The 23,541-nt window shown below is 30.4% G+C and carries 19 protein-coding genes; 8 read left to right on the top strand and 11 right to left on the bottom strand.

The window, feature by feature from the left end:
• Window positions 1–28: 28 nt before the first annotated feature.
• The gene (locus Q0997_RS07265; protein WP_299886721.1) at window positions 29–2,200 is read left to right on the top strand and encodes a DNA mismatch repair protein MutS; all 2,172 of its coding nucleotides are present in this window, start codon (window positions 29–31) and stop codon (window positions 2,198–2,200) included.
• A gap of 180 nt (window positions 2,201–2,380) precedes the next feature.
• Here the strand turns inward: Q0997_RS07265 and Q0997_RS07260 are convergent, their stop codons facing one another.
• Window positions 2,381–3,310: a hypothetical protein gene (locus Q0997_RS07260; RefSeq protein ID WP_299886719.1), complete on the bottom strand. Its 930-nt coding sequence runs from the start codon at window positions 3,308–3,310 to the stop codon at window positions 2,381–2,383.
• Between the two features lie 27 nt (window positions 3,311–3,337).
• On the bottom strand, window positions 3,338–4,282 hold the full coding sequence (locus tag Q0997_RS07255; protein ID WP_299886716.1) for a hypothetical protein: 945 nt from the start codon (window positions 4,280–4,282) through the stop codon (window positions 3,338–3,340).
• Between the two features lie 400 nt (window positions 4,283–4,682).
• On the opposite strand from Q0997_RS07255, the gene Q0997_RS07250 reads away from it, so the two are divergent.
• Together Q0997_RS07250 and Q0997_RS07245 are read left to right on the top strand one after the other, a co-directional pair.
• Window positions 4,683–6,431, top strand: a complete 1,749-nt coding sequence (locus tag Q0997_RS07250; RefSeq protein ID WP_299886713.1) for a tetratricopeptide repeat protein — start codon at window positions 4,683–4,685, stop codon at window positions 6,429–6,431.
• A 22-nt stretch (window positions 6,432–6,453) separates the two neighbouring features.
• Window positions 6,454–6,879 carry a thiol-disulfide oxidoreductase DCC family protein gene (locus Q0997_RS07245; RefSeq protein ID WP_299886710.1) on the top strand — a complete coding sequence of 142 codons (426 nt, stop codon included), beginning with the start codon at window positions 6,454–6,456 and terminating at the stop codon, window positions 6,877–6,879.
• An 81-nt stretch (window positions 6,880–6,960) separates the two neighbouring features.
• On the opposite strand, the gene Q0997_RS07240 is transcribed toward Q0997_RS07245, so the two are convergent.
• From Q0997_RS07240 to aroC, 7 genes are all read right to left on the bottom strand, one after another.
• Complete coding sequence (locus Q0997_RS07240) at window positions 6,961–7,218, bottom strand: hypothetical protein (RefSeq protein ID WP_299886707.1); 258 nt, start codon at window positions 7,216–7,218, stop codon at window positions 6,961–6,963.
• A 399-nt stretch (window positions 7,219–7,617) separates the two neighbouring features.
• Entirely contained in the window at window positions 7,618–8,781 is a 1,164-nt protein-coding gene (locus tag Q0997_RS07235; RefSeq protein ID WP_299886704.1) for a flavohemoglobin expression-modulating QEGLA motif protein, read from the bottom strand.
• Window positions 8,781–9,608, bottom strand: a complete 828-nt coding sequence (locus tag Q0997_RS07230; protein WP_299886702.1) for an N-formylglutamate amidohydrolase — start codon at window positions 9,606–9,608, stop codon at window positions 8,781–8,783. The genes Q0997_RS07235 and Q0997_RS07230 overlap by 1 nt, the downstream gene beginning before the upstream one ends.
• A gap of 11 nt (window positions 9,609–9,619) precedes the next feature.
• The gene (locus Q0997_RS07225; protein WP_299886701.1) at window positions 9,620–10,765 is read right to left on the bottom strand and encodes a sulfurtransferase; all 1,146 of its coding nucleotides are present in this window, start codon (window positions 10,763–10,765) and stop codon (window positions 9,620–9,622) included.
• Window positions 10,766–10,789: 24 nt separating this feature from the next.
• Window positions 10,790–11,827 carry a glutathione synthase gene (gshB, locus tag Q0997_RS07220; RefSeq protein WP_299886699.1) on the bottom strand — a complete coding sequence of 346 codons (1,038 nt, stop codon included), beginning with the start codon at window positions 11,825–11,827 and terminating at the stop codon, window positions 10,790–10,792.
• Between the two features lie 61 nt (window positions 11,828–11,888).
• A complete protein-coding gene (locus Q0997_RS07215; protein ID WP_299886697.1) occupies window positions 11,889–13,214 on the bottom strand; it encodes a dicarboxylate/amino acid:cation symporter in 1,326 nt (441 codons plus the stop codon).
• A gap of 17 nt (window positions 13,215–13,231) precedes the next feature.
• Complete coding sequence (aroC, locus tag Q0997_RS07210; RefSeq protein ID WP_299886695.1) at window positions 13,232–14,290, bottom strand: chorismate synthase; 1,059 nt, start codon at window positions 14,288–14,290, stop codon at window positions 13,232–13,234.
• 111 nt (window positions 14,291–14,401) lie between these two features.
• On the opposite strand from aroC, the gene Q0997_RS07205 reads away from it, so the two are divergent.
• The 3 genes from Q0997_RS07205 to Q0997_RS07195 all read left to right on the top strand — a co-directional run bounded on the left by Q0997_RS07205 (window position 14,402) and on the right by Q0997_RS07195 (window position 17,194).
• Complete coding sequence (locus tag Q0997_RS07205) at window positions 14,402–15,253, top strand: hypothetical protein (protein ID WP_299886693.1); 852 nt, start codon at window positions 14,402–14,404, stop codon at window positions 15,251–15,253.
• 117 nt (window positions 15,254–15,370) lie between these two features.
• Entirely contained in the window at window positions 15,371–16,219 is an 849-nt protein-coding gene (locus Q0997_RS07200) for a hypothetical protein (protein ID WP_299886691.1), read from the top strand.
• 123 nt (window positions 16,220–16,342) lie between these two features.
• Window positions 16,343–17,194 carry a UDP-2,3-diacylglucosamine diphosphatase gene (locus tag Q0997_RS07195; protein WP_299886689.1) on the top strand — a complete coding sequence of 284 codons (852 nt, stop codon included), beginning with the start codon at window positions 16,343–16,345 and terminating at the stop codon, window positions 17,192–17,194.
• Here Q0997_RS07195 and Q0997_RS07190 read toward each other — a convergent pair.
• Both Q0997_RS07190 and Q0997_RS07185 read right to left on the bottom strand, forming a co-directional pair.
• Window positions 17,186–20,107: an FAD-binding and (Fe-S)-binding domain-containing protein gene (locus Q0997_RS07190; RefSeq protein ID WP_299886687.1), complete on the bottom strand. Its 2,922-nt coding sequence runs from the start codon at window positions 20,105–20,107 to the stop codon at window positions 17,186–17,188. The genes Q0997_RS07195 and Q0997_RS07190 overlap by 9 nt on opposite strands.
• A complete protein-coding gene (locus Q0997_RS07185; protein ID WP_299886685.1) occupies window positions 20,107–20,574 on the bottom strand; it encodes an Lrp/AsnC ligand binding domain-containing protein in 468 nt (155 codons plus the stop codon). The genes Q0997_RS07190 and Q0997_RS07185 overlap by 1 nt, the downstream gene beginning before the upstream one ends.
• A 159-nt stretch (window positions 20,575–20,733) precedes the next feature.
• Between Q0997_RS07185 and Q0997_RS07180 the strand changes: the two genes are divergently transcribed.
• Both Q0997_RS07180 and Q0997_RS07175 read left to right on the top strand, forming a co-directional pair.
• Complete coding sequence (locus tag Q0997_RS07180; protein ID WP_299886683.1) at window positions 20,734–21,534, top strand: DUF1338 domain-containing protein; 801 nt, start codon at window positions 20,734–20,736, stop codon at window positions 21,532–21,534.
• 277 nt (window positions 21,535–21,811) lie between these two features.
• Window positions 21,812–23,329, top strand: a complete 1,518-nt coding sequence (locus Q0997_RS07175) for an OmpA family protein (RefSeq protein WP_299886681.1) — start codon at window positions 21,812–21,814, stop codon at window positions 23,327–23,329.
• Window positions 23,330–23,541: the final 212 nt, after the last annotated feature.

Raw genomic sequence — 23,541 nt, 5'->3', positions numbered from 1 at the left:
AAAGATTCTCGCTTAAGTGAGAAATATTATGATTAACATCCATCAAAAAACATTACAAGATTTAGAGTTTGAAACCGTTTTACAGCAAGTAAGTGAACATTGTATTACGCATTTAGGAAACCAAAAAAGCCTTGATATTACGCCTTTTAAAACCAAAGAGGAATTGCTTAGTGCTTTAAAGTTAACTAATGAATATGTGTCTTCTTTTTATAATGATAACCGTATTCCTAGCCACGGTTTTGATCCTATTACTAAAGAATTACAATTACTACGTATAGAAAACACTTATTTAGAAACTCACAGTTTAAAAAAACTGGTATCGGTATCTTTAACCACTAATGAGATTCTTAAATTTTTAAACAAGTTTGAAGAGTATTATCCTGGCTTAAAACAATACGCGTCCTCTATAGAAATAACTACAGCTATTATAGAGAAAATAGATAGTGTGGTTGATCGTTTTGGTGATGTAAAAGATAATGCCTCTGCGCTACTCCATGAGATTAGACAGAGTATGAATAGATTAAAAGGGAAGATTAACTCTAGTTTTACTTCTGCTCTCAACCAGTATCATAATCTGGATTATTTAGATGATATTAGAGAGTCTGTAGTAGAAAACAAACGAGTACTCGCTGTTAAAGCCATGTATCGCCGTAAAGTAAAAGGTGCTATAATGGGTGGTAGCAAGACGGGAAGTATTGTTTATATAGAGCCAGAAACAACCTTGCAACATACTAGAGAACTTAATAATCTAGAATATGAAGAAGGTGAAGAAGTGGTTAGAATTCTAAAAGAAGTAACAAACTTTTTACGTGATTTTTATCCTCTAATAGAGCGATATCAATCTTTTTTAACAGAAATGGATGTGATTGCTGCAAAAGCAAAGTACGCCAAATCTATGAATGGTATTTTGCCGGAAATAACAGATGAAAAAAACGTGTACTTACGTGATGCTTATCATCCACTACTCTATTTAAATAACTTAGAGAAGAAAGAAAAAACGTTCCCGCAAACTATAGAATTAAATAAAGACAGCCGTATTATTGTTATTTCTGGTCCTAATGCAGGCGGGAAAAGTATTACATTAAAAACGGTTGGCTTATTACAAGTCATGCTACAAAGTGGTATGCTAATACCAGTTCATGAGCGTAGTAAAGTAAGTGTTTTCGATCGTATACTAAGTGATATTGGTGATAATCAATCTATTGAAAATCATTTAAGCACCTATAGTTATAGACTAAAACAAATGAATTATTTTTTAAAGAAGTGTAATAAAAACACGCTCTTTTTAATAGATGAATTTGGTACAGGATCTGATCCTGAACTTGGTGGTGCTTTAGCAGAAACTTTTTTAGAGGAGTTTTATGGTAGGAAAGCTTATGGTATTATTACTACGCATTATGCTAACCTTAAAATGTTAGCGAATGAAAAGGATGAAATGATTAATGCTAACATGATGTTCGATGAGCGTACGCTAGAGCCTATGTATAAACTGGCTTTAGGCCAAGCTGGTAGTAGTTTTACTTTTGAAGTTGCGCAGAAAAATGGCATTCCTTATAGTTTGATTAATCGTGCTAAGAAGAAGATAGAGCGTTCTAAAGTGCGATTTGATGCTACGATAGCTAAACTACAGAAAGAACGTGCTAAGCTTGAGAAAACAGGTGAATCGTTAAAACAAAACGAAAAGAAAAAGCAAAGCGAAGCCGATAAGCTTGAAGAAATAAATACTAAGATTCAAAAGAAGCTAGAAAGCTATCAGGAGTTATACGATAGTAATCAACGTTTAATTTACTTAGGACAAAAAGTAAATGATATTTCGGAGAAGTTTTTTAGAGATAAAAAGAAACGAGAATTAATGGCAGAGCTTTTTCGTTTAGTGCAAATTGAGAACTCTAAACGCAAAAAAGTATCTGCTAAACAAGCTAAGGCTGAAAAAGTTAAAGAAAAACAAGTTAAGCAGGAAGCCGAAAAGAAGGTTGAAGTTATACGCAAGAAAAAGAAAGCGGCAAAAGCTAAAGAAAAATTAAAACCTGTAAAACCAAAGCCAATTCTTAAAGTTGGTGATCGTGTACGTATGCATGATGGTCGTGCTATTGGTAGTATAGATACTTTAGAAAAAGGAAAAGCTATAGTTAATTATGGGATATTTACTACCAATGTTAATGTAGATTTATTAGAGTTAGTTGAGGCTGTTAAAAACTAATTAAATTAGATTCTTGCTTCTACTTGAAAGGTGACAAAATGAAACTTTATTTAAACGTACGTTAATCATTATTTTTTTATTTTAAACATATTACAAAAGGTTTTCATCTATCTAATAATGTGATAAACAAAAAAACCGGCACAAAGCCGGCTTTTATTTAAATACCTAAAAAACAAATAGTTAATCCCATTGTTTTAAAGTAGTACTTAAGCATTGATACAAGTAACGTCTATTAGCTAAACCGTTATTTGTAATGTTAGTAACGTCACCAGATCTATAAAAGTAAGTTTCGCCTGGTATACTTCTATAACCAATGGTGTTGCTTTCGTAAACACCAAGGTAAGCTGTATTAGTTGTAGGCGTGTTATTTCCTTTAAGCACAAAGTAATTGTAACCGCTATCATGCATTGGTAAGTTGCTCCCTATAACTGAAAAATTATCTTGATAAGACGTTTCAGATAGTTTTACATTGCTATTGGTAGTCCCGTTTTGTGCACAATAATACTTAAAAGCATATAAATATTCTCCAGAAGATAATGTTGGTGCATTATTTATGGATACAGTAAAATCTGCACCTCCAATAGATATTTCAACATTACTATTAAAAATACTCTCATTTTGTCCAGCTCTATTAACATCAGTTAGATAGTTAGCAACATTGTTATATTCGCTTTGTGTAACTTTAACCCATTCGCCATCATTCGCATTATCATAAGCCGTTTTTGAGTCTCCATTTAAAAATGCCCAGATATCATCTATATTATTTATATTAATTGTTACATCTATAGTCTCAGATTCAGTTCCGTTTGTTGCTACTATGATACCATTTATAGTCTCACTTGCTTCATAGTCATAAGCCAGCCAATCTCCCACAAATATACTAGCACCATTAAGAATAATTGCATCTTGGTCTGTTTGTGATGCAATAGAAAAAGTAACATCACCAGTTAAGCTTGTGGTTAAATTAGAAATTAATGTTCCGCTAGATGGATATTCATCTACAGAAACTGTAATATCATTGTTTTGTAGTTGAGGTTGTGGAGCATCATCTTTACTGCAGCTTATTAAAGAAAAAATAAAAAACGAAATTAATATATATGTATTTTTCATAATTTTAAAGTATTGATTTTTAAATTTTTAATTCCATTGTTTTAAAGTAGTACTTAATCCATGATAATAAGCGATACCATTCCAATTATATGGTAAAGTATTTAAATCTGCATCTGTACCCTGATCACTATATTTAAATGTGTAATTAGAAACACCTGTTCTGTAAGCTATATATTTAGCAGATATTGCTAAATAAGATTCTGTACTAACAGGTACATTATTTCCTTTAATAACAAAGTAATTGTAGCCGCTATTATGAGACGGTAAATTACCCCCTAAATCTTCATAACCTTCAGAAACACTAGTGGATGATATTTTTACCTTACTATTGGTTACGGCATTTTCTCCTACTCTATACGAAAAAGCAAAAACATAACTTCCAGCTGGAACTGTAATACCATTGTTATTTGCATATGTATATAGCGAAGAATCATAACTCACAGTGGCATTTGCAGAAGCTTGGCCATTAACAGTGCCTATTTGATTTACATTACTTAAATAATCTTCCAAATTCTCGTATTCACTTTGTGTTATTTTAACCCAAGTATTAGGTGCTGCATTTTGATAAGCTGTTCTAGAGGTATTAAGAAAAGCCCATATATCATCAATATTATTAATATTGACTTTAATATTTTTAGTTTCAATTTGTGAACCATTGCTAACATTAACAGTCGCTAATAGTATTGGATTCTGTTCATAATCGTATTCTTCCCAATCACCAACAGCTAGCTCTCCTGTGTTTGTGTTTAAGGTAAACGCTCCAGATTCAGACTCAGATGCTAAAGTGTAAGTAAGTGTTCCAGTTAATTGCGTAGTTAATGAGGTGATAAGTGTTCCGCTAACTGGGTATTCATCTATTGTTACAACAATATTGTTGTTAATGTTTTCTTGCTGCATATCAATATCGTCTTTACTACATGAAGTAAATATTAATACTAAAAGGGTTACGATAAAAAGTTTTGAAATTTTCATAATTAATTGCGTTTTGTGGATTATTGTTTTTAATGTTGTAGTGACTTAAACTGGCTAGTCTGCAGCCATACCAGTATTAAGACACCACAAAACTGGTTATATCGATTTGTCGATGGGTCAAAATTATACACATTTCCAAGTGAAAGCTAATTTTTGGCATGGACAAAGTATGGACACGGAAGTCTAATAACTATCAAAACAGACAGGATTTAGCCTTTAATATTAATTTTTAAAATTTAACAAACACCAGTAAAGACAACGTTTAGCATAGTTTTTATAAAATGCTTACTCATAGACAAACAATGGACAAGCACTTTTTTCATAAATGCTATCTATAGACGTTGTGTAATTCAAGTATAATAATTAATTAACTTTATAATGAATTAATAACGCTATTAAGATGTCTATAAAAAAATATGTATTGTTGTTTTTTATGATTCCTTTTTCTCTAAGTTCTCAGAACAAACAAAAGGTTGACAGTTTAAAAAAATTACTCACGCAAGACATTTCTTTAAAACAAAAAATACACGTTTACAGAGGACTTTGTTATCAGTATAATTATTATGATAAAGAGAAAGCAAAACGCTATTTAGATAGTTTGAATGCTGTAGCAAAACGCTATAAAGATTCTACTAAATACAAAGGTTTAGTTTTAAAACATAAAGGCATGTATTATAATAGTATAAGTGATTATATAACAGCTGAAAAAGAGTACGAAAAAGCAATAAGTCACTTTGAAATAATTAAAGATACAAGATACAAATACAGAACCTTATTAGCTTTGAGTGATGTAAAACGTAAATTAGGTAAATATGAAGATGCTATAGATGTAATAATGCAGTCTATAAATGAAAAAGAAGCGTTAGGTAAAAAAGAAATAGAACTCGTTAGAGAGTATGAAAAATTGGGTAAAATATATGGGAATATAGATAATATTAATAAATCTAATTTTTATTTAAAGAAGACCGAAAAAGCATATAGAGATAATAAAAAATACAAAGCTCTAATGATAACACTTGTTAATTTAGGTGTAAATGCTACACATCAAGAGTCGTTAAAGTATTTTAAAGAAGCTAAAACTTACGCGTTTAAATATGAAGATTATATAACTCTAGCAATGATATATAATAATACAGGTGCTATTTATCAGTCACTAAACAATATAGATTCTTCAAAATATAATTATAATAAATCTTTAAAGCTTAGTGAAAAATATAATTATCCCAAACTAAAAGCCTTATCTACTAATAATTTAGCAGAGCTTTGTAATTTGGAAAATAAACCGAAGGAAGCCATACAGTATTTAAATGCATCTTTAACAATAAATCAAAACTCTTCAAGATTGCCAAGAGTTGCTCAAAATTACTATAATTTATCTGAATCATACGAGTTATTAAAGAATTACAAAAAAGCTTTCGAATATAGAGATCTTCATTTTAAACTATATGATTCTATAAATAAGCAAAATAATATAGAAAAAATAAATCAGCTAGAAATTCAATACCAAACAGCAAAAAAAGAAGCCGCTTTAGCTTTACAAAAAGAAGAAATTAAAACATTAAACGAAAAATCTAAAAGTGATAGTTTAACGAAAACACTATACGGCATTGGTATGTTTTCATTTTTATCAATTGCGACACTACTCTATTTTGCTTTTAAACAGCGTATTAAGAAAAATAAAATAGCGCGTGAAAAACAAGAAGAGATTTATAAACAAGAGATCGCATTTAAAAAGAAAGAATTAGCTTCACAGACTTTACATTTAGTTCAAAAAAGCACATTTATACAAGAACTAAAAAGTAACTTAGAAAAAATCAAACAGTCTCCAGACTTATTTAAAATTGAATTTAAACGACTTATAATGTTGCTTAAAAAGGAAAATGCAGAGGACAAAGATTGGCAGGTGTTTAAAACGTATTTCTCTGAAGTTCATAATAATTTTGATAATAAGATAAAAGCTATTGCGACCGATGTTTCTGAAAAAGAAATACGATTAGCATCATTCTTAAGAATGAACTTATCAACAAAAGAAATTGCCTCTATGCTTAATGTTTTGCCAGATAGTGTGTTGAAATCAAAATATAGATTAAAGAAAAAATTACAATTAGAAAAAGAAGCCGATTTAACAGAATTTTTAAACACTTTATAGTCTGGTGTAATATCTTTGTATTGTGATTAAGAACCTTCCAAAACATAAAAAACTAATCTTATTTGATGGTGTATGCAACCTCTGTAACGCCTCAGTGCAATATGTTATTGAACATGATAAGAAAAACGTATTTATGTTTGCCGCATTACAAAGTGATGTAGGGCAACAAATAATTAATCATTACAATATTGATACTACTAAAACAGATTCAATTCTGCTCTATTCAGAAGATAATGGCGTGAAATCTAAATCTTCTGCTGCATTACATATTGCAAAAGGATTAGGGTTTCCAAGGAATTTAATGTCTGTCTTTTTTATCATTCCAAATGTTATTAGAAATTTGGTGTACGATTATATAGCGAAAAACAGATATAAATGGTATGGTAAAGAAGAATCATGCTGGTTGCCAACACCAGATTTAAAAGCTAAGTTTTTAGGTAATATATAATAATTAGCAATAAAAAAGTCTGAATATAAATTCAGACTTTAACTAACACATTCTATTTAGATTAGCGGATTTTGAATGTTATTAGCACATTTTAGGTTTTTGCTTGATTGTAGCGATTAGGTTTAATAACGATGCTTTATTATAATTTTCAATATCTATTTCATCCATTGTTTTAATTCCTTTAACACTAATAACAATAGCTTTTTTAGAATCAATAGTAATGGTATTACTTTTTATAGTATTAACAGTATTGACTTTTTTTGTAGTTGTTTGATTTTCTTGAGCAGAAGCGTAAGAAAAGAACACGAACATAAGTAGCGTAGTTAGTAATTTCATCATTTCGGGGCATTAGTTACATTTACACTGCTAATATAAATGGGATGTTTTATGAGATGCAAAAAAATCGGTAAACGACCAAAGTATTTGATTTACTACTGTTTAAAGTAAAAAAAATCGACGAAATACATTGTTTTTCTTGTTCCCTAATTAAAAAGACTGTTTCACTCATTGAAACGACTGTTTCACTCAACTAAACTTTAAAATGTTTCCTATAGTTTATACATTTAAGTATGATTTGAGAATCACCTAAAGTCTCAAAGCCTATTTGGAATTAGCTTACCCTAGCTTCTGTTAGCTAGGAATGAATAAGTTCTTTTAAAGTTTTTAGTCACGCTTTAAAAGCTTCAGTTAATGGTTAGTGAATGGATTACAGGTAGCTTTGAGGCTTTTTTATAATATCTATTTTAAGCTATTTAATATAAATTCGAAATTTTTATCTGATGCAGCAGTGTTTTTAAAAGAATCTGTATAATATTTCGAGGTTGTAGCTAAGCCAAGTGATTGCATTTTTTCGATTGTATCTTTGTATTCTAAAGTTACTTTCCCTGTAAGTAATACATCTAGATTATTTCCGTTTTTGGCAAAGTCATATACTTTTTTTAGACCTGTTAAGTACAAGAAGTCTTTTGTAAAACCACCACCACGATGTACACGTAAAGTAATTGAAAATGCTTTGTCTCTATTTAACTTGTATTGATTATGTAGTAAGTTAAATGTGTCTGAGAAATTATAACCTTTAGCCAGAGAATCTGCTGCAATAACACGATATGCTAATTCTTTTAAACGAGTAATAGTTAGGCAGCCAGATTTGTATTCTGAATATACAGCTAAGCCTTCTTGTGTCTCTACATTATTAGGGAAACCATTTGAAAACACATGCAATGGTTGATTTAAAGCATTAAACGTAGTAACTACATGCACTCCAATCTCATGGTTTGCTAATACTTTTAATTGGTTTTTGCTATACTTATGGTTTTTACGCAATAATAATGTTTTCGTATTGTTTTGAACCATGGCAGCTGCAGCAATATTAGATGACTTTTTTATGTTAAACTCAAAATCATAGCGTTTAGAAAATTCTTTGAAATAATCTATAGCATCATCTGCATTATATAATGGTAGTAAATCTTCTTTAAAATCGTTATCATCAAAACGCAAAATAAATTTTGCGTTTTCTATATCTCGCTCAGTTGGTGTGCCAAAATTCTTTAAACTGTTGTAGTAGAATTTTTTACCTAAACCTATAGTTTCAATACATTCTATTAATCCAGAATACTCATATATAATATCTTTGTAAAGACTTTTTATATGGTCATCCTTTATGTTCTTTATTTTTTGTGAGAAAAACTTTCTATGAAGTTCATAGCCATTAAACCTTATTTTGGGATATTTAAATTTGGGTTCATAATTATATTTCGAAGAAAAAAATAGCTTCTTCTCACTTTCTATATTTAAAGGATTGATATAATTAAGTAATTCAATTTTTTGAACTAAGTGATGTAAATTGGAATCTATATTTATTAAATCTGAATAGGATTTAGCTATATTTACAGGCAATGTCATTATTTATGATTTTCGTAAAAAGCATTAGCATGATTAACTAATTTTTGTCTAAGTTGTAACTCTACTGCAGCTACTACTTCTGGAAACATTATATAGTTATACTCATCACAGTATACTTTTGCGATTTCGGTTGCCAAAACTAAGGTATTATTAAAGTTTTTCGAAATAAATTTCAAAAAATAACCATTACCTTGAAATGTATCGTTAATTTTTGAGGTAGATTTTATACCATTTGGCAATTGTAATTCACTTAAACTACTACTCCAAGATTTTATAGCATTGATAAAACGATTGTTGTCTACATTTGCAGTACCTAAATTCCAGGTTGGTACTTCTCTATTCCAACGTTTCCAATTATAACTATGCATGTCGTAAACAATACAAACACCAAATTTAGATTCTATTTTGTTAATTAAGGCTTGTACAACTTTATAAAAAGCATCATGTTTTGCTAAAGATTTATTTTTTTCTTCTATAGATAAAGGGGTTTTCCATAGTTGCTTACCCCAAGCATCATCATAAATAGCAACTTCTGGAGCTCGGTTTAAATCATATTCAAAACGAGAATCCATTCCAGCAATTACAATTGGATGTGAAGCTATCATGTTTTTAGTTTCAGGATCTTCTTCATACCAACGCTCGTATTCCGTATGCAAGCAATTATCCCATAACTCTTTTCTAAACTGATGTCCATCATGTATAGCACCACAAACATAGTGCGTGTATTGACTTATTTTTAATGTAAATGAATAATCGCTTGAGACCGCATTAAAAGTTTCTTCTGCTTCTATTTTCTTTATTATGTCTTGAATGGTTAGTCTTTCCATTTCTGAAAAAATTATTTTAAAATTTTACGTAAATACATAAAGGTGGCTTCTTCCATATCTACAGCTTCTCCATCTGCATATAGCATTAATTTAATATCAGTAAATAATGCGTTAAAATCATCTTTAGAATAATTGTTAGCTTCAACGCCTTTAATCATTTTTTGTAGACATTGATAATCATTGTCATTATCAAACTCTGCATGAATGTTTGCAAATGTTATTCTGTCTACTTTAGACATAATAAAATCTTTTTCGTCATTAGTTTCATGCAAATCTGAATTTGCTATATATAATAATATGTATGCAACTAATTCTTCTTTACTCCATTGCTTTGTAGTTAGTGAACCATACTCTGTCCATGAGCCATCGTAAACGCTATTACTATAATTAGCTATAGTTGCCGCTAGTGATAAAATTGAAGCTGTAATTCCTGAACCGCATGTGAATACTAAGTGTTGCTTGTCTTCTGCTAGCTCTTTAAAAATAGATTCTAATTGGTTTTTAGACTTAAGTATATTGCCGTCTAAAACTTGATTATATGGTAAGTTTACAGAATTTGGAATTATACCACTTCGTAATCCTTTTCTAGGTTCGGCAACAACACAATTAAATCGATCGCTAGAACGCGCATCAATAATTTTATAATTAGCATCTTTTGATATTGTTTCTAAAGATTTAAAATAAACGACATTATTAGGGTTGTAGACAGCTTTAAAATCACCTTTGCCATTTACATGTTTTACAGTCTTAGATTCTGTTCTATATTTTTTTAATAACCATGCCGGCATACCGCCATTTAGAACAGCTACATTATTGAAACCAAATGTTTTAAATAACCACCATGCTCTTGGGCTAGAATACAAGCCTAGATCATCATAAATTACTATTGCAGAATTTTGATTTACACCTAAACTCCTCGATGCTGTTTCAAATGCTTGAGCTGAAGGAATTGTATTGGGAAAAGGTGCTTGCGTATCACTAAATTGCTTTTTAATATCAAAAAAACGAGCGTTTGGTATTTGTTTGCTAGATAATTCAGAAGCATTACCAACAACCTTTGGAATACTAGCATCGAAAATAATTAAGTTTTCAGCAGTTAAATGATCATGTAACCATTCTGCCGAAACACTATTTTCTGTGATTGATACATTAGCCATAATTACTTAGTGAATAATTCTGTTCTATGCCTCTTCGACAGTTTTGCGAAGTCTTGAACGACGATTGAAAGCCTGTACATTATCAAGTACTTTGCTTTCTAAAAAGTCAATCACTTTTTCTTCTACTTTTCGTTTGTTTTTATATACTTTATTGATATATGTAATACCTCCAGGAGACATAACATTAACTTCTACTAGTTTGCCTCCAATAACATCCAAACCAACAAAATACAACCCATCTTTAACTAATTTTGGTCCTATTTGTTTACATAAAGCTTTTTCTGTTTTTGTTAATGTGTGTTTCTGTATGCTGCCTCCGGCAGATACATTAGAACGGTGATCATCACTTCCAGGAACACGTTTCATAGCTCCTACAATTTCTCCATTAAGCAATAAAATACGAACATCTCCATGCTCTGCTCCATCTATATAATCTTGTAAAATTACATAGTTTGACGTACCGTCTTTTCCACTTATATAGAAGTCTAACAATGAATTAATATTACTCATTGCTGATTTTTCTATTAATATAACTCCAGAGCCTCCAAAACCATTTAATGGCTTTAATATCATTTTATCTGCAGTGGATTCTTTGATTTGCTGTACTAAATATTTTTTGTTTTTTGACACATGTGTATTAGGAATAATATTACTATGTGCATCTCCAAAAGCAGCTGTATATAACTTATTGTTTGCTTCTCGCATACCTTGTAAAGAGTTTACAATAAAGACATCATCTTTTACAGAATCCAAAAAGTTAAGCATAATAGGGTCTAACGGAGGATTTGCTCTAAAGAAAATAGTGTCGAAACCAGCCAAAGGCAACATTTCTTCTCGTAGAGTCGCTTTTTTATAAAACGCTTTTAAGGTTGTTGGCACCTTTTCCATACGACCAATAACGGTGCAAAAAGCATTTGTTACACTATTTCTAATAGTTAAATTTGCTGGCGTACATATAGCGACACCATGACCTCGCTTAACACATTCTTTTATCAAGGCTAAACTTGTATCGTTTTCAGGATCTATTTCTTCCCAAGGATACATTAAAAAGCATACATTCATGCGGTTTAATTTTATGGTTTGTTAGTAAATAAAGTTAATAAGAAAAAATATAATATCTAAATTATTTTACTGCTTCATAATGATCGTCCCATTCTTTAGGTTTTGGTTCATGCAGTTTGTTTAATGATTTTGCCACCATCATCGATACAGTAGCATCTCCAGTAACATTTACAACTGTTCTACACATGTCTAAAGGTCTGTCTACGGCAAAAATTAATGCTAATCCAATTGGCAATAACTCAGCTGGGAAACCTATAGATTCTAATACGATAACTAACATTACCATACCTGCACTTGGTACTGCAGCACTTCCTATAGATGCCAATAACGCCGTGGCTATAATTACTAACTGATTAGTGAATGTTAAGCCTTCTGGCCAGATTACTTGCATAATAAATACAGCAGCGATACCTTGATATAAACTTGTGCCATCCATATTTACTGTAGCTCCTACTGGTAAAACAAAACCAGAAACTTCTTTATCTACACCTAAATGCTCTTCAACACGTTCCATGGTTACTGGTAAAGTAGCAGCACTTGAGCTGGTTGAAAATGCCAGTAATTGCGCAGGAGAAATTTTATTTAAAAACCATTGTGGTGATTTTTTTGTGTATACTTTTATTAAAAATAGATAGAAACCAATCATTAAAGCTAAACCAGAAACGACACAACCTGCATATTTTAATAATTTAACAAGAATGGTTGTGTCATCAAAAGCAATAATAACGTTTGCCATTAATGCAAATACTGCGTATGGTGCAAATAACATAATTAAATCAACCATTTTCATGACTACTTCATTAAGTGAGTCGAAGAAGTCAACTAAAGGTTTTGCTTTCTTTTCGGGAATTAATAATAGACAAATACCAACAAATAAGGCAAAGAAAATAACTTGTAACATTTTTGCTTCTCCTAAAGACGTAAATATGTTACTAGGAAATATATCCACTAGTGCTTGTAATGGACCGGCATCTTGTTGAGCAGAAGCTTTAGCTAATTTGTCAACCACACCAGCATCATTCTCGTATTTAAGTTTTATTTTTTCAATGGTTTCTTGTGGCATTCCTTTTCCAGGTCCAACAAAATTTACAATAGTCAATCCTATAATTATAGCAACCAAAGTAGTACCAACATAGATAATAATAGTTCGTAACCCCATGGTTTTAATTTTAGAAATATCTTTTAAATCTGAGATTCCTTTAATTAAAGAAGCTAATATTAATGGTACTGCAATTAGCTTTAAAAGGTTTATAAAGATTTTACCAAAAGGCGCTATCCAATCGATAACAAAACCTTTTCCACCATCTACTGTATTCATTATGAAGCCAAAGATGATACCTAATACCATTCCTATTATTATTTTCCAGTGTAATGCTAGTTTTTTCATTGAAAACTTGTTGTTTGTTAGTATGTTTTATTCAAAAGATAAAAATCTGCTAAAACCAAAGCAGCCATTGCTTCTACAATAGGTACAGCTCTAGGGACAACACAAGGGTCGTGACGCCCTTTGCCTTGCATTTCAACTATATTTCCATCTTTATCTATAGTGTCCTGAGATTGCATAATTGTTGCGACAGGTTTAAATGCCACTCTAAAATAGATATCCATGCCATTACTTATACCGCCTTGAATTCCTCCAGATAAGTTAGTTTTAGTAGTGCCATCTTCATTGTATAAATCATTATGTTCACTTCCTATCATTTTAGCACCACAAAAGCCACTACCGTATTCAAAACCTTTCACGGCGTTAATGGATAGCATGGCTTTGCCTAAATCGGCGTGTAATTTATCAAAAACAGGTTCGCCAAGTCCAATAGGGACATTTTGAATAACACAAGTTATAGTACCGCCAATGGTATCTCCTGCTTTACGTATTTCTTTAACGCGGGTGATCATTTTTTCTGCTGTTGCAGTATCTGGACAACGTATAGCATTAGATTCAATTTTTGAAAAATCTAAATCTTGATACGGTTTATCTATAAATATATCACCTACCGAAGAGGTGAAAGCATTTATTTTAATAGTGGCTAATACTTGTTTAGCAATAGCTCCTGCTACTACTCTACTAGCGGTTTCTCGTGCAGAACTTCTTCCGCCACCACGATAATCTCGATGCCCATATTTTTTATCATAAACATAATCGGCATGACTTGGACGATAAGAATCTTTTATATGAGAATAATCTTTAGATTTCTGATTTGCATTCTCAATAACAAAACCAATAGGAGTTCCAGTAGTCTTACCTTCAAAAATTCCAGATAAAAATTTAACTTCGTCTGGTTCTTTACGTTGTGTTACTATTGAAGACTGACCAGGTTTGCGCCTATTCATTTCATTTTGAATTGCTTCAAAATCTAATGCTATATTTGGTGGACAACCATCTATTACGCCTCCAATTGCCATACCATGTGATTCCCCGAATGTTGTGAGATTAAATAATTTTCCGAAAGAATTTCCAGCCATAAAATCTATTTTAATTGCTAATGTAAATGTAATATAATAGAAACAAAAATTGTGTAATACTTTATTAGATTTTCTTTCAAATCTTTTACATTTACAAAAAAAAGAATACCCATGAAATTTATAAAAAACACTTTTGCGTCAATATTTTGTGTCATTGCTATAGTATCATGTTCAGATGAGTCTATAATTCAAGATGAAAACGCTCCAGGAACAAACGTTACTGGTAATTATTTTCCATCTACAGTAAATGATTATTGGAAATATACAGTGGAAAATATTGATGATGCAACTGGTGAGACTATAGTAGCCAATGATAGCTTATATGTAGCAACACAAACGGCTTCTAATTTTACTTTGGGTGTAAACGATAACATGATTGCGAATGGAGCTATGAATGGTTTGCTAACTAGTGGAGAGTTAACAAGAACAGATGCTACTTTGGTATTAAATGGAGTTTTGCAGTTGCCTCAAGGTATTAGTGATATTACCGATTTTGAAATTAATTTAGATAATGTGATTTTGTATAATGTAAATGCAAATACTGGAGATGTGTTATCTACAGTCGCCAATACTTTACAGCAAGATTTTAATGGATTTCCAATTACTATAAATTACACTTTGTCTACAATTGCTCAGGGTTTTTCTGAAACATTAAATCTTAATGGACAAAATTATAATGATGTAACATCTACACAATTAAAATTAAATCTTAGTGTATCTACATCAATCCCTGTTGGACCAATTAGTGTAGATGTTAGTATTCTTGATGCTCAAGATGTATTAGTGTCTAATAATTATTTTGCAAAAGATATTGGTTTAGTTAATTCTCAAACGAATACAATGTACGAAATAAGTGCTGCTGCTATTACAGCTTTAGAAGCAGCTGGAGTTACTATAGATATTCCAGAATCCAGTTCGTCTTCTAATAGTCAAGTACTTACAAATCACATGGTTACAGAGTAAAAAAGACAATCTATAAATATGTTATTTGTTTTATATAACATGACAAATTATATTTTTTCAAACTTAAACGCAACCTTTTTTTGAATTTAGCATCTATTTAGTACAAACTAAAATTATATGACTATTTTTAAAAACACATTATTTGTTTTATTTATTATTTCCATTATAAGTTCATGTTCTAGTAATGATCCTGACCAAACAATAACTCCCCAAATAACTGGAGATTACTTTCCGTCAGAACTTGATAACTATTGGAGATACTCGCCTTCAAACAGCGGAACGATACCTTCTAATTATATTATAATTCACCCATTAGAATCGATATTTATTTCTAATTCAGAAGCTTCAATAATTAATGTAAATTCCAATGAAACGATACTTCATGGTGTAGTGAATAAGTTACTTACTAGTGGAGATTTAAAAAAAACTGAATCTACTTTACATTTAAATGGAAAGATAGATCCTCCAAGACATATGCAAAATATGTTTTTAGGCCTAGAAATTCCTTTAAATGATTTTGCTCTATATGATTTAAATGCAGATATAAATAGCGAGTTATCTGTGGTATCTAGCACATTAACACAAAACAATTTTACTGCAAACTTTACAATTGATTATACTATTACAAGTAAAGTAACCGATGTTTTAGAATCAACCACCATAAATGGAGAGTTACTAAATAATGTCCTTATTTCTGAAATAACAATGAACCTTAGTATTAAAACTCCACATCCTGATGGAAGTGGTGATATTGAAGTTTTAGCACCGCAAGACACTATGGTAATTACTAGTTATTTTTTAAAAGATTTGGGTTTATACATTAGTTCTGCTCTTATTGAATATCAAATTAACCCAGATACAATATCTATTCTTGAAGACAATGGATTTTTAATATCTTCAATAATTTCAACAGAAGTTTATGAAATAAATGGTCAATCATTAAATGATTATATGGTAAATGAATAATATTAAACTAACATAAAACCTACATACATTACATTGACATAACATAATGCTATTATTAATATAATAACTTGATAATATCCAATTAATAATAGATTTCAATATTTGTTAAAAATTTAGCAGGTTTTGAAAATTAAAAGAAAAATCGAAGTTGTTGTTATCTCAGATATTCATCTGGGAACTTATGGATGTCATGCAAAACAGTTGCTTACCTATTTAGATAGCATAAATCCAAAGACCTTAATTCTTAATGGAGATATCATCGATATTTGGCAATTTAACAAGCGTTATTTTCCAAAATCGCATTTGAGAGTAATAAAGAAAATTATGAACTTCGCTGCTAATGGCGTTGAAGTTATTTATATTACTGGTAATCACGATGAAATGCTGCGAAAATTTACCGATACAACAATAGGTAATATTTCTATAGTTAATAAACTAGTGTTAAATCTTGATGGTAAAAAAGCTTGGTTTTTTCATGGAGATGTCTTTGATGCTTCTATACAGAATGCAAAATGGATAGCCAAATTAGGTGGTTATGGTTATGATTTTTTAATTTTAATTAACCGTTTGTTTAATTGGTTTTTAGTAATGCTTGGTAGAGAGAAATATTCTTTATCTAAAAAAATTAAGAATAGCGTTAAAAGTGCTGTTAAATATATAAGTAATTTTGAAAATGTAGCAGTAGAATTAGCAATAGAAAACGGTTATGATTATGTTGTGTGCGGACATATACATCAACCTAAAATATTAATCAAGAAAAATAAATATGGCCAAACGACCTATTTAAATTCTGGTGATTGGATTGAGAATTTTACAGCATTAGAATACCAGTTTAAACGTTGGAAAATATACAATTACAGTCAAGATAAACGTGCTCCATTTTTTGCAGATAGCGATATCAAAGCAATGGAAATTAAAGATTTAATAGCAGCAATAACTATAATAGACCCTAACGATATTAGGGAATCACAATAACGCATCCCTTAAAATACTTACTGGATGTAAAGCTTCTCTACTAGTACCGTCTTTAATTTGATGTCTACAACTTGTGCCTGTAGCAGATATTATAGTGTCATTTGTTGCTTTTCGAATTGCAGGAAATAAAGCCTGCTCTCCTACTTTCATACTTATTTTGTAGTGCTCTTTTTCATAACCAAAACTACCTGCCATTCCGCAACAACCACTAGGAATAATAGTAACTTTATAGTTTTTTGGTAAGTTTAAGATATTAAAACTATGAATTTGATTGCTCATTGCTTTTTGATGGCAATGTCCATGAAATTTAATTGTTTTTATATTAGAAGTAAATTGAGACGCTTTAATATTACCAATAGCTATTTCATTACTTAAGAATTCATCAATTAAAAAGGTGTTTTTTGCTATTTTTTTGGCAGAAACAATATCATTAGCTAGTTTGATGTACTCGTCCTTAAAAGTTAATATAGCTGATGGTTCAATACCAATAAGTGGTGTGTCTTCTGAAACAATATCTTTATATAGTGCAATGTTTTTATTTGCCACTTTTTTAGCTTGCCTAAGAAGTCCTTTAGATAAAAAGGCACGACCAGATTCACTATTTTTAATAAGTTTTACATCATAATTCAACACACTTAATAGATGAATAGTATCTACTCCTATTTGAGTGTCTAAATGATTTGTAAACTCATCGTTAAACAAATACACAGTCTTTATGTGTTTGTTTTTAATTGTTTGATTATTAATTAGTTTGAGTTCTTTGTTTAAACTTTTTCTTGAGATTAAAGGTAGTGATCTTTCTTTAGCAACGCCTAAGCTTTTCTTTATAATTTTTGATGTTAATGGATTAGAAAATATGAAATTAGTTAACCAAGGAAAATTACTACCTAAATTATTAAGAGTATTATTGTATGCAAACAGTTTTGTTCTTATAGATACTCCATTTTCTTTTTGATATTGGTATTGGAACTCTGCTTTTAAGGTTGCAACATCAACACTACTAGGACATTCTGTAGCACAAGCCTTACAACTTAAGCATAAATCGAAAACATCTTTTAATTCTTTGTGGTTAAATTTATTAGACTTCTCAGATTGTGTTAAAAATTCTCGAAGTGTATTTGCTCTTGCTCTAGTAGTGTCCTTTTCATTTCTAGTAGCCCGATAGCTAGGACACATTGTGCCTCCAAATTCAGGTAACTTTCTACAATCTCCTGCTCCATTGCATTTTTCTGCTTCTCTCAAAATCCCTTCAGAAGCAGAAAAATCCATAAATGTTTTAATCTCTGGCTCTTCTCTGTTTGGTAAATACCTAAGATTCTCATCCATTGGGTAGGCATCTATAATTTTTCCTGGATTAAAGACGTTATTTGGATCAAAAGTAGATTTAATTCGTTTTAACAATTCGTAATTATCATTACCAATCATATATGGAATAAACTCTGCACGTACAATTCCATCACCATGTTCTCCACTAAAAGAACCATCATATTTCTTAACTAGTTTTGCAACATCTGTTGTAATTTTTCTAAACAAAGCAACGTCTTCTTTTTGTTTTAGATCTAATATTGGGCGTAGATGTAGCTCTCCAGCACCAGCATGTGCATAATAAACAGCATTCTGGTTATAGTCTTTCATTAATTGTGTGAACTCAGAAATATAATTTGCCAAATCGGGTAATGCAACTGCTGTGTCTTCTATACATGCAACTGCTTTTTTATCTCCAATAATATTACCAAGTAAACCTAAGCCTGCACTTCGCAAGTTGTTAGCTTTGTTTATAGCATTTCCTATAAGAATGGGATTAGCGTAACTTAATTCTGAATCCTCAATAGTTTGTATTAGTGCTTTGGCTTTTGTTTTGGCTTTTTCTAATGTTTCAGCTCTAACTTCACACATTAAAATAGCTTCAGGATCACCTACAATAAATGCCCTGTTGTCTTCTTGTGTTTTATTTCTTTTAGTGCAATCTAAAATAGTTTTGTCCATCATTTCACAAGTAAATAAATTGTGCTTCATAGCGGGTTCAACAGCTTTTAAGCAGTTTTCTATACTTTCAAAATGAGTTGCGACCATTACGCCTTCTTCTGGAGGTAACTTATCTAACTTAAGTGTGATTTGTGTAGTGAAAGCTAGTGTACCTTCACTACCTGTTAATAATTTAGATATATTAAATGCGTCTTTATGAGTGTCAGAAAAAATATTAGTATTTAGTAATTCATCAACCGCATAACCTGTATTTCTTCTATGTATTTCTTGTTTTGGAAAATGATCTCGAATGTTTTTCTGATTAGTTTCAGAAGACAATTCTTTAAAAATAGAATTATATATCTGTCCTTCTAAAGTATTTAATTTCTTCTTGTATTGAAGCGCTTCTGCAGTTAGGTCAGAAAACACTGCCTCACTACCATCACTAAGAATAGTTTGTAATTCTATAACTTTATCTCTAGTAACTCCAAATTGTATTGAAGTTGTTCCTGAAGAGTTATTGCCTACCATACCTCCAATCATACATCTATTAGAAGTAGATGTGTTTGGGCCAAAAAATAAACCAAATGGTTTTAAGTAATTATTAAGCTCATCTCTTACTACTCCAGGTTGTACAACAACTGTTTGTTTAGATTCATTTACCTCAATAATATTTGTAAAATATTTTGAAACATCTACAACAATACCTTTGCCAACACATTGGCCAGCTAACGATGTTCCTGCTGTTCTAGGTATTAATGAGGTTCTATTTTCTTTAGCAAAAACAATAAGTGCTTTTAAGTCTTGTTTATTTTTTGGATATGCCACTGCTGTTGGGAGCATTCTATATACAGAAGCATCTGTAGCATATAGGGTTTTCATTAGTTCGTTATAATGTAACGTACCCTCTAAGGTTTGGTGTAATGCTTTGAGCTTTTTAATATCCATTACTTTGCATTAGAAATTACCGGTATAGATCTATTAAAATTGGTTGTAAAGCAGATAAAGGAATCTGTACCAGCAACACCATCAATTTCATGTACTTGATTATATAAAATTTGTCTTAAATGATCATTGTCTTTTGCATAAATTAAAACGAAAATGGCATATTTTCCAGACACATAATTACATTCTTTTATTTCTGCTATATTTTCTAATAAAGAGACTACTTCTGCAGCCATACGAGCTTCTTTTAAACGAATACCAACATAGGATTTAGTGCTATATCCTATTTTTTTCTCATTTAAAACTAAGTCAGCTTTCTCAATAACACCATCGTCTTTCATTTTTTTTATGCGCTGATGCACTAAAGAGTTAGAAATTTTTAAATCTTCAGCTATTTTAGAATAGGCTTTTCTTGCGTCTGCTTTTAATGCAGATATTATTTGTTGGTCTATATAATCAAGTTGACTCATTTTTTATAGAAATTTTGATTGAAAAAATCAAATTAATTATTTTAAAAACGAATATCAGTTTGTTTTTAAAAATATCGCTTCAATTAAAACAAAAGTAATTGTTTTATGTTAATTACAAGGTTAAATTGATTTAATTTTGTCTTATTTAAAATCAATATTATGACAACCAATGCTTTATTTGAAAAATTATGGAATGAATACGTAGAACGTACGCCTTCTGCAAAAAAAGTTAAACATTTATTTGAATCTCTAGGAGATACTATTTCTAATGACCATGTTGCATTTAGAACTTTTGATGATCCTAGAGTAAATATTGATGTTTTAGCAACTGCTTTTATTAATAATGGATATGAGTATAAAAACGATTACCATTTTCCTAAAAAGAAATTATATGCCAAACATTATGAGCATAAAACTAATAAAGATGCGCCACTAGTATTTATAAGTCAATTAATAACTAGTGAATTTTCTATAAAAACACAATCAATTATTAAAAACACTTTAAATAGTGTGAATTTTGAAAATATTAATCCAGAATCACTTATATTTTCTGGCCGTTTATGGAATTTACCATCATATGAATTATATACGTCCTTATTGGGAGAATCTGAATATGCAGCTTGGTTATATGTAAATGGGTTTTGTGCCAATCATTTTACAATAAATGTTAATGCTTTAAATTCTTTTAACTCACTTAAAGAAGTTAATACATTTTTAAAAGCAAATAATTTTAAAATGAATACTTCTGGAGGCGAAATAAAAGGTAATCCTGAACTATATTTAGAACAATCTAGTATTCTTGCAGACAAAATAGATATTGAGTTCGAAGAAGGAAACAAAAATATCCCATCATGCTATTATGAATTTGCATACAGATATCTAAAAGAAGGAACATTATTTAAAGGTTTTATAGCAAATTCTGCTGATAAGATTTTTGAAAGCACAGACGTTAAATTGTAATTAATAATATTTACAATTTTTACATTGTTAAAATTCTTTATTATTAAACAAAAAAACACCTCATTTTAGGTGTTTTTTTGTGTTTTTTTCTTGCATCATGGGTTTTTTTGCGATTTTTAGACATACATAGGCATTATTATTTGTTAATAAAAACTGTATTTAATCGATAAAAAGATACATTTCATAGAATATCTAATTTGAGAAATTTGTATAAAACCTTAAAAATTAACACAATAAATACATTTGTCACTTATTAACTCAAATTATATTATATAAAATGGCAATTAATTTACTAGATTTATTTAAAGATCAATTAACAGATGGTGTATTAAACAATGTTTCTGGATTACTTGGAGGAGATGACTCAAGTTCAGTTCAAAAAGGTTTAATGGCTGCTGCTCCTGCATTATTAGGCGGAATAATGGATAAAGCTTCATCAAACGAAGGTGCTTCATCTATATTCAATATGCTTGGTGATGGAAGCGAATTAGCAAGTTTAGCTAATTTAAGTGCTGGAGGTGATGAATCTGTTGGTTTCTTATCTAAAGGTTTAGATTTAGTAAAAATGGTTTTAGGTGACAAGGCAGCCGGAGTTATAGATATGGTTAGTTCTGTTTCTGGAATTGGAAAAAATTCTTCTTCTTCTTTATTAAGTGTTGCAGGTTCTATTATTGGAGGTGTTTTAGGAAAACAAAAAGCATCTGGATTAGATTTAGGTTCTTTTGTTGGCTTATTATCTAATCAAGGTAGTGTCTTAGATAAATTTGCGCCTGCAGGTTTGGCATCCTTATTAGGACTAGGTTCTTTTTCAGGAATTTCAAATAAATTAGGAGATTTAGCTAGTGGAGCATTAGGTTTTGCTGGTGATACTGGTAAAGCGGCTTATGATGGTGCTAGCAAAGTAGTTGATAGTGCAGCAGGGCTAGCAAGTGATACTGGAAAAGCAGCTTATGATGGTGCAGGAAAAGTAGCAGGAGCTGCTGCAGATGTTGCTTCTGGAGCTGTAAATGCAGGTGGTTCTTTAATTAAAAGAATATTACCATGGGCTATAGGATTATTAGCGCTATTATTTGCTTTCTTTTTAATAAAAGGATGTGATAGTGATAAAAGTGTTTTAGATAATGTAAAAGATGCTGCTAGCCAAACAACAGGAACAGTAAAAGATGCTGCAAATTCTACTGTTGATGCAGCAGGGAACGCAGTAGATGCGGCTGGCAATGTTATAGATAAAACTGTTGACGCTGCAGGAAATGCAGTTGATGCTACTGGTAATGCTATTAGTAATGTAGCTGGTGGTATAGTTGATTCTTCTGGAAATATAGTAAATGCTTTTGGAGAAGCAATTGGTAGCTTTTTTGAATGGGCTTTACCTAATGGAACAAAATTAAATATCCCTGAAGGTGGTTTTGAAGATAAATTTTTAAATTATATAAAAGAAGGTAAACTTGAAACAGGAAAGTTTTATGCTTTTGATAGACTATATTTTAATACTGGTTCTGCATCATTAAGTGATAAATCGATTAATCAGATTGAAAATGTTGCAGCAATCATGAAAGCATATCCAGATGTAAAAGTACTTTTAAGAGGACATACAGATAATACAGGATCTGCAGAAGGGAATAATAAGTTATCTGCAGATAGAGCTTTTTCTATTAAAGCAAAATTAGTAGGAAAAGGAATCGAAGCTTCAAGATTAGAAACAAAAGGTATGGGCTCAATAGAACCAATCGCTGATAATGCAACACCAGAAGGTAGAGCAAAAAACAGAAGAATTGATGTTTCTATTGCAAAATAATATTATATAGAATTGGTTGTTTAGTTAGTTTAAAGGTCGGTAGTAATTTTACTACTGGCCTTTTGCATTTAAAATAAATAGTTATTTTATTAGTTTTAGTATTAACAGAATAATACAATACGATATGATTTTGAGTATAATTATATTACCAACATATCCATTATTTTAAAATCGTACGTATATTAAATTAATATTTAAATTAAATGACTTTA

This window comes from uncultured Lacinutrix sp. (assembly GCF_947500325.1).
Lineage (GTDB): Bacteria > Bacteroidota > Bacteroidia > Flavobacteriales > Flavobacteriaceae > Lacinutrix.
This window is presented reverse-complemented; position numbering and strand designations above follow the sequence as displayed.

Excerpts from the sequence above, each read along its gene's own strand:
- Q0997_RS07240 (WP_299886707.1), bottom strand. The coding sequence starts at position 7,218 with ATGATGAAATTACTAACTACGCTACTTATGTTCGTGTTCTTTTCTTAC.
- Q0997_RS07180 (WP_299886683.1), top strand. The coding sequence starts at position 20,734 with ATGACAACCAATGCTTTATTTGAAAAATTATGGAATGAATACGTAGAA.
- Q0997_RS07185 (WP_299886685.1), bottom strand. The coding sequence starts at position 20,574 with ATGAGTCAACTTGATTATATAGACCAACAAATAATATCTGCATTAAAA.
- Q0997_RS07190 (WP_299886687.1), bottom strand. The coding sequence starts at position 20,107 with ATGGATATTAAAAAGCTCAAAGCATTACACCAAACCTTAGAGGGTACG.
- Q0997_RS07215 (WP_299886697.1), bottom strand. The coding sequence starts at position 13,214 with ATGAAAAAACTAGCATTACACTGGAAAATAATAATAGGAATGGTATTA.
- Q0997_RS07260 (WP_299886719.1), bottom strand. The coding sequence starts at position 3,310 with ATGAAAAATACATATATATTAATTTCGTTTTTTATTTTTTCTTTAATA.
- Q0997_RS07225 (WP_299886701.1), bottom strand. The coding sequence starts at position 10,765 with ATGGCTAATGTATCAATCACAGAAAATAGTGTTTCGGCAGAATGGTTA.
- Q0997_RS07175 (WP_299886681.1), top strand. The coding sequence starts at position 21,812 with ATGGCAATTAATTTACTAGATTTATTTAAAGATCAATTAACAGATGGT.
- Q0997_RS07250 (WP_299886713.1), top strand. The coding sequence starts at position 4,683 with ATGTCTATAAAAAAATATGTATTGTTGTTTTTTATGATTCCTTTTTCT.
- Q0997_RS07255 (WP_299886716.1), bottom strand. The coding sequence starts at position 4,282 with ATGAAAATTTCAAAACTTTTTATCGTAACCCTTTTAGTATTAATATTT.
- Q0997_RS07200 (WP_299886691.1), top strand. The coding sequence starts at position 15,371 with ATGACTATTTTTAAAAACACATTATTTGTTTTATTTATTATTTCCATT.
- Q0997_RS07265 (WP_299886721.1), top strand. The coding sequence starts at position 29 with ATGATTAACATCCATCAAAAAACATTACAAGATTTAGAGTTTGAAACC.
- Q0997_RS07230 (WP_299886702.1), bottom strand. The coding sequence starts at position 9,608 with ATGGAAAGACTAACCATTCAAGACATAATAAAGAAAATAGAAGCAGAA.
- Q0997_RS07235 (WP_299886704.1), bottom strand. The coding sequence starts at position 8,781 with ATGACATTGCCTGTAAATATAGCTAAATCCTATTCAGATTTAATAAAT.
- aroC (WP_299886695.1), bottom strand. The coding sequence starts at position 14,290 with ATGGCTGGAAATTCTTTCGGAAAATTATTTAATCTCACAACATTCGGG.
- Q0997_RS07205 (WP_299886693.1), top strand. The coding sequence starts at position 14,402 with ATGAAATTTATAAAAAACACTTTTGCGTCAATATTTTGTGTCATTGCT.
- gshB (WP_299886699.1), bottom strand. The coding sequence starts at position 11,827 with ATGAATGTATGCTTTTTAATGTATCCTTGGGAAGAAATAGATCCTGAA.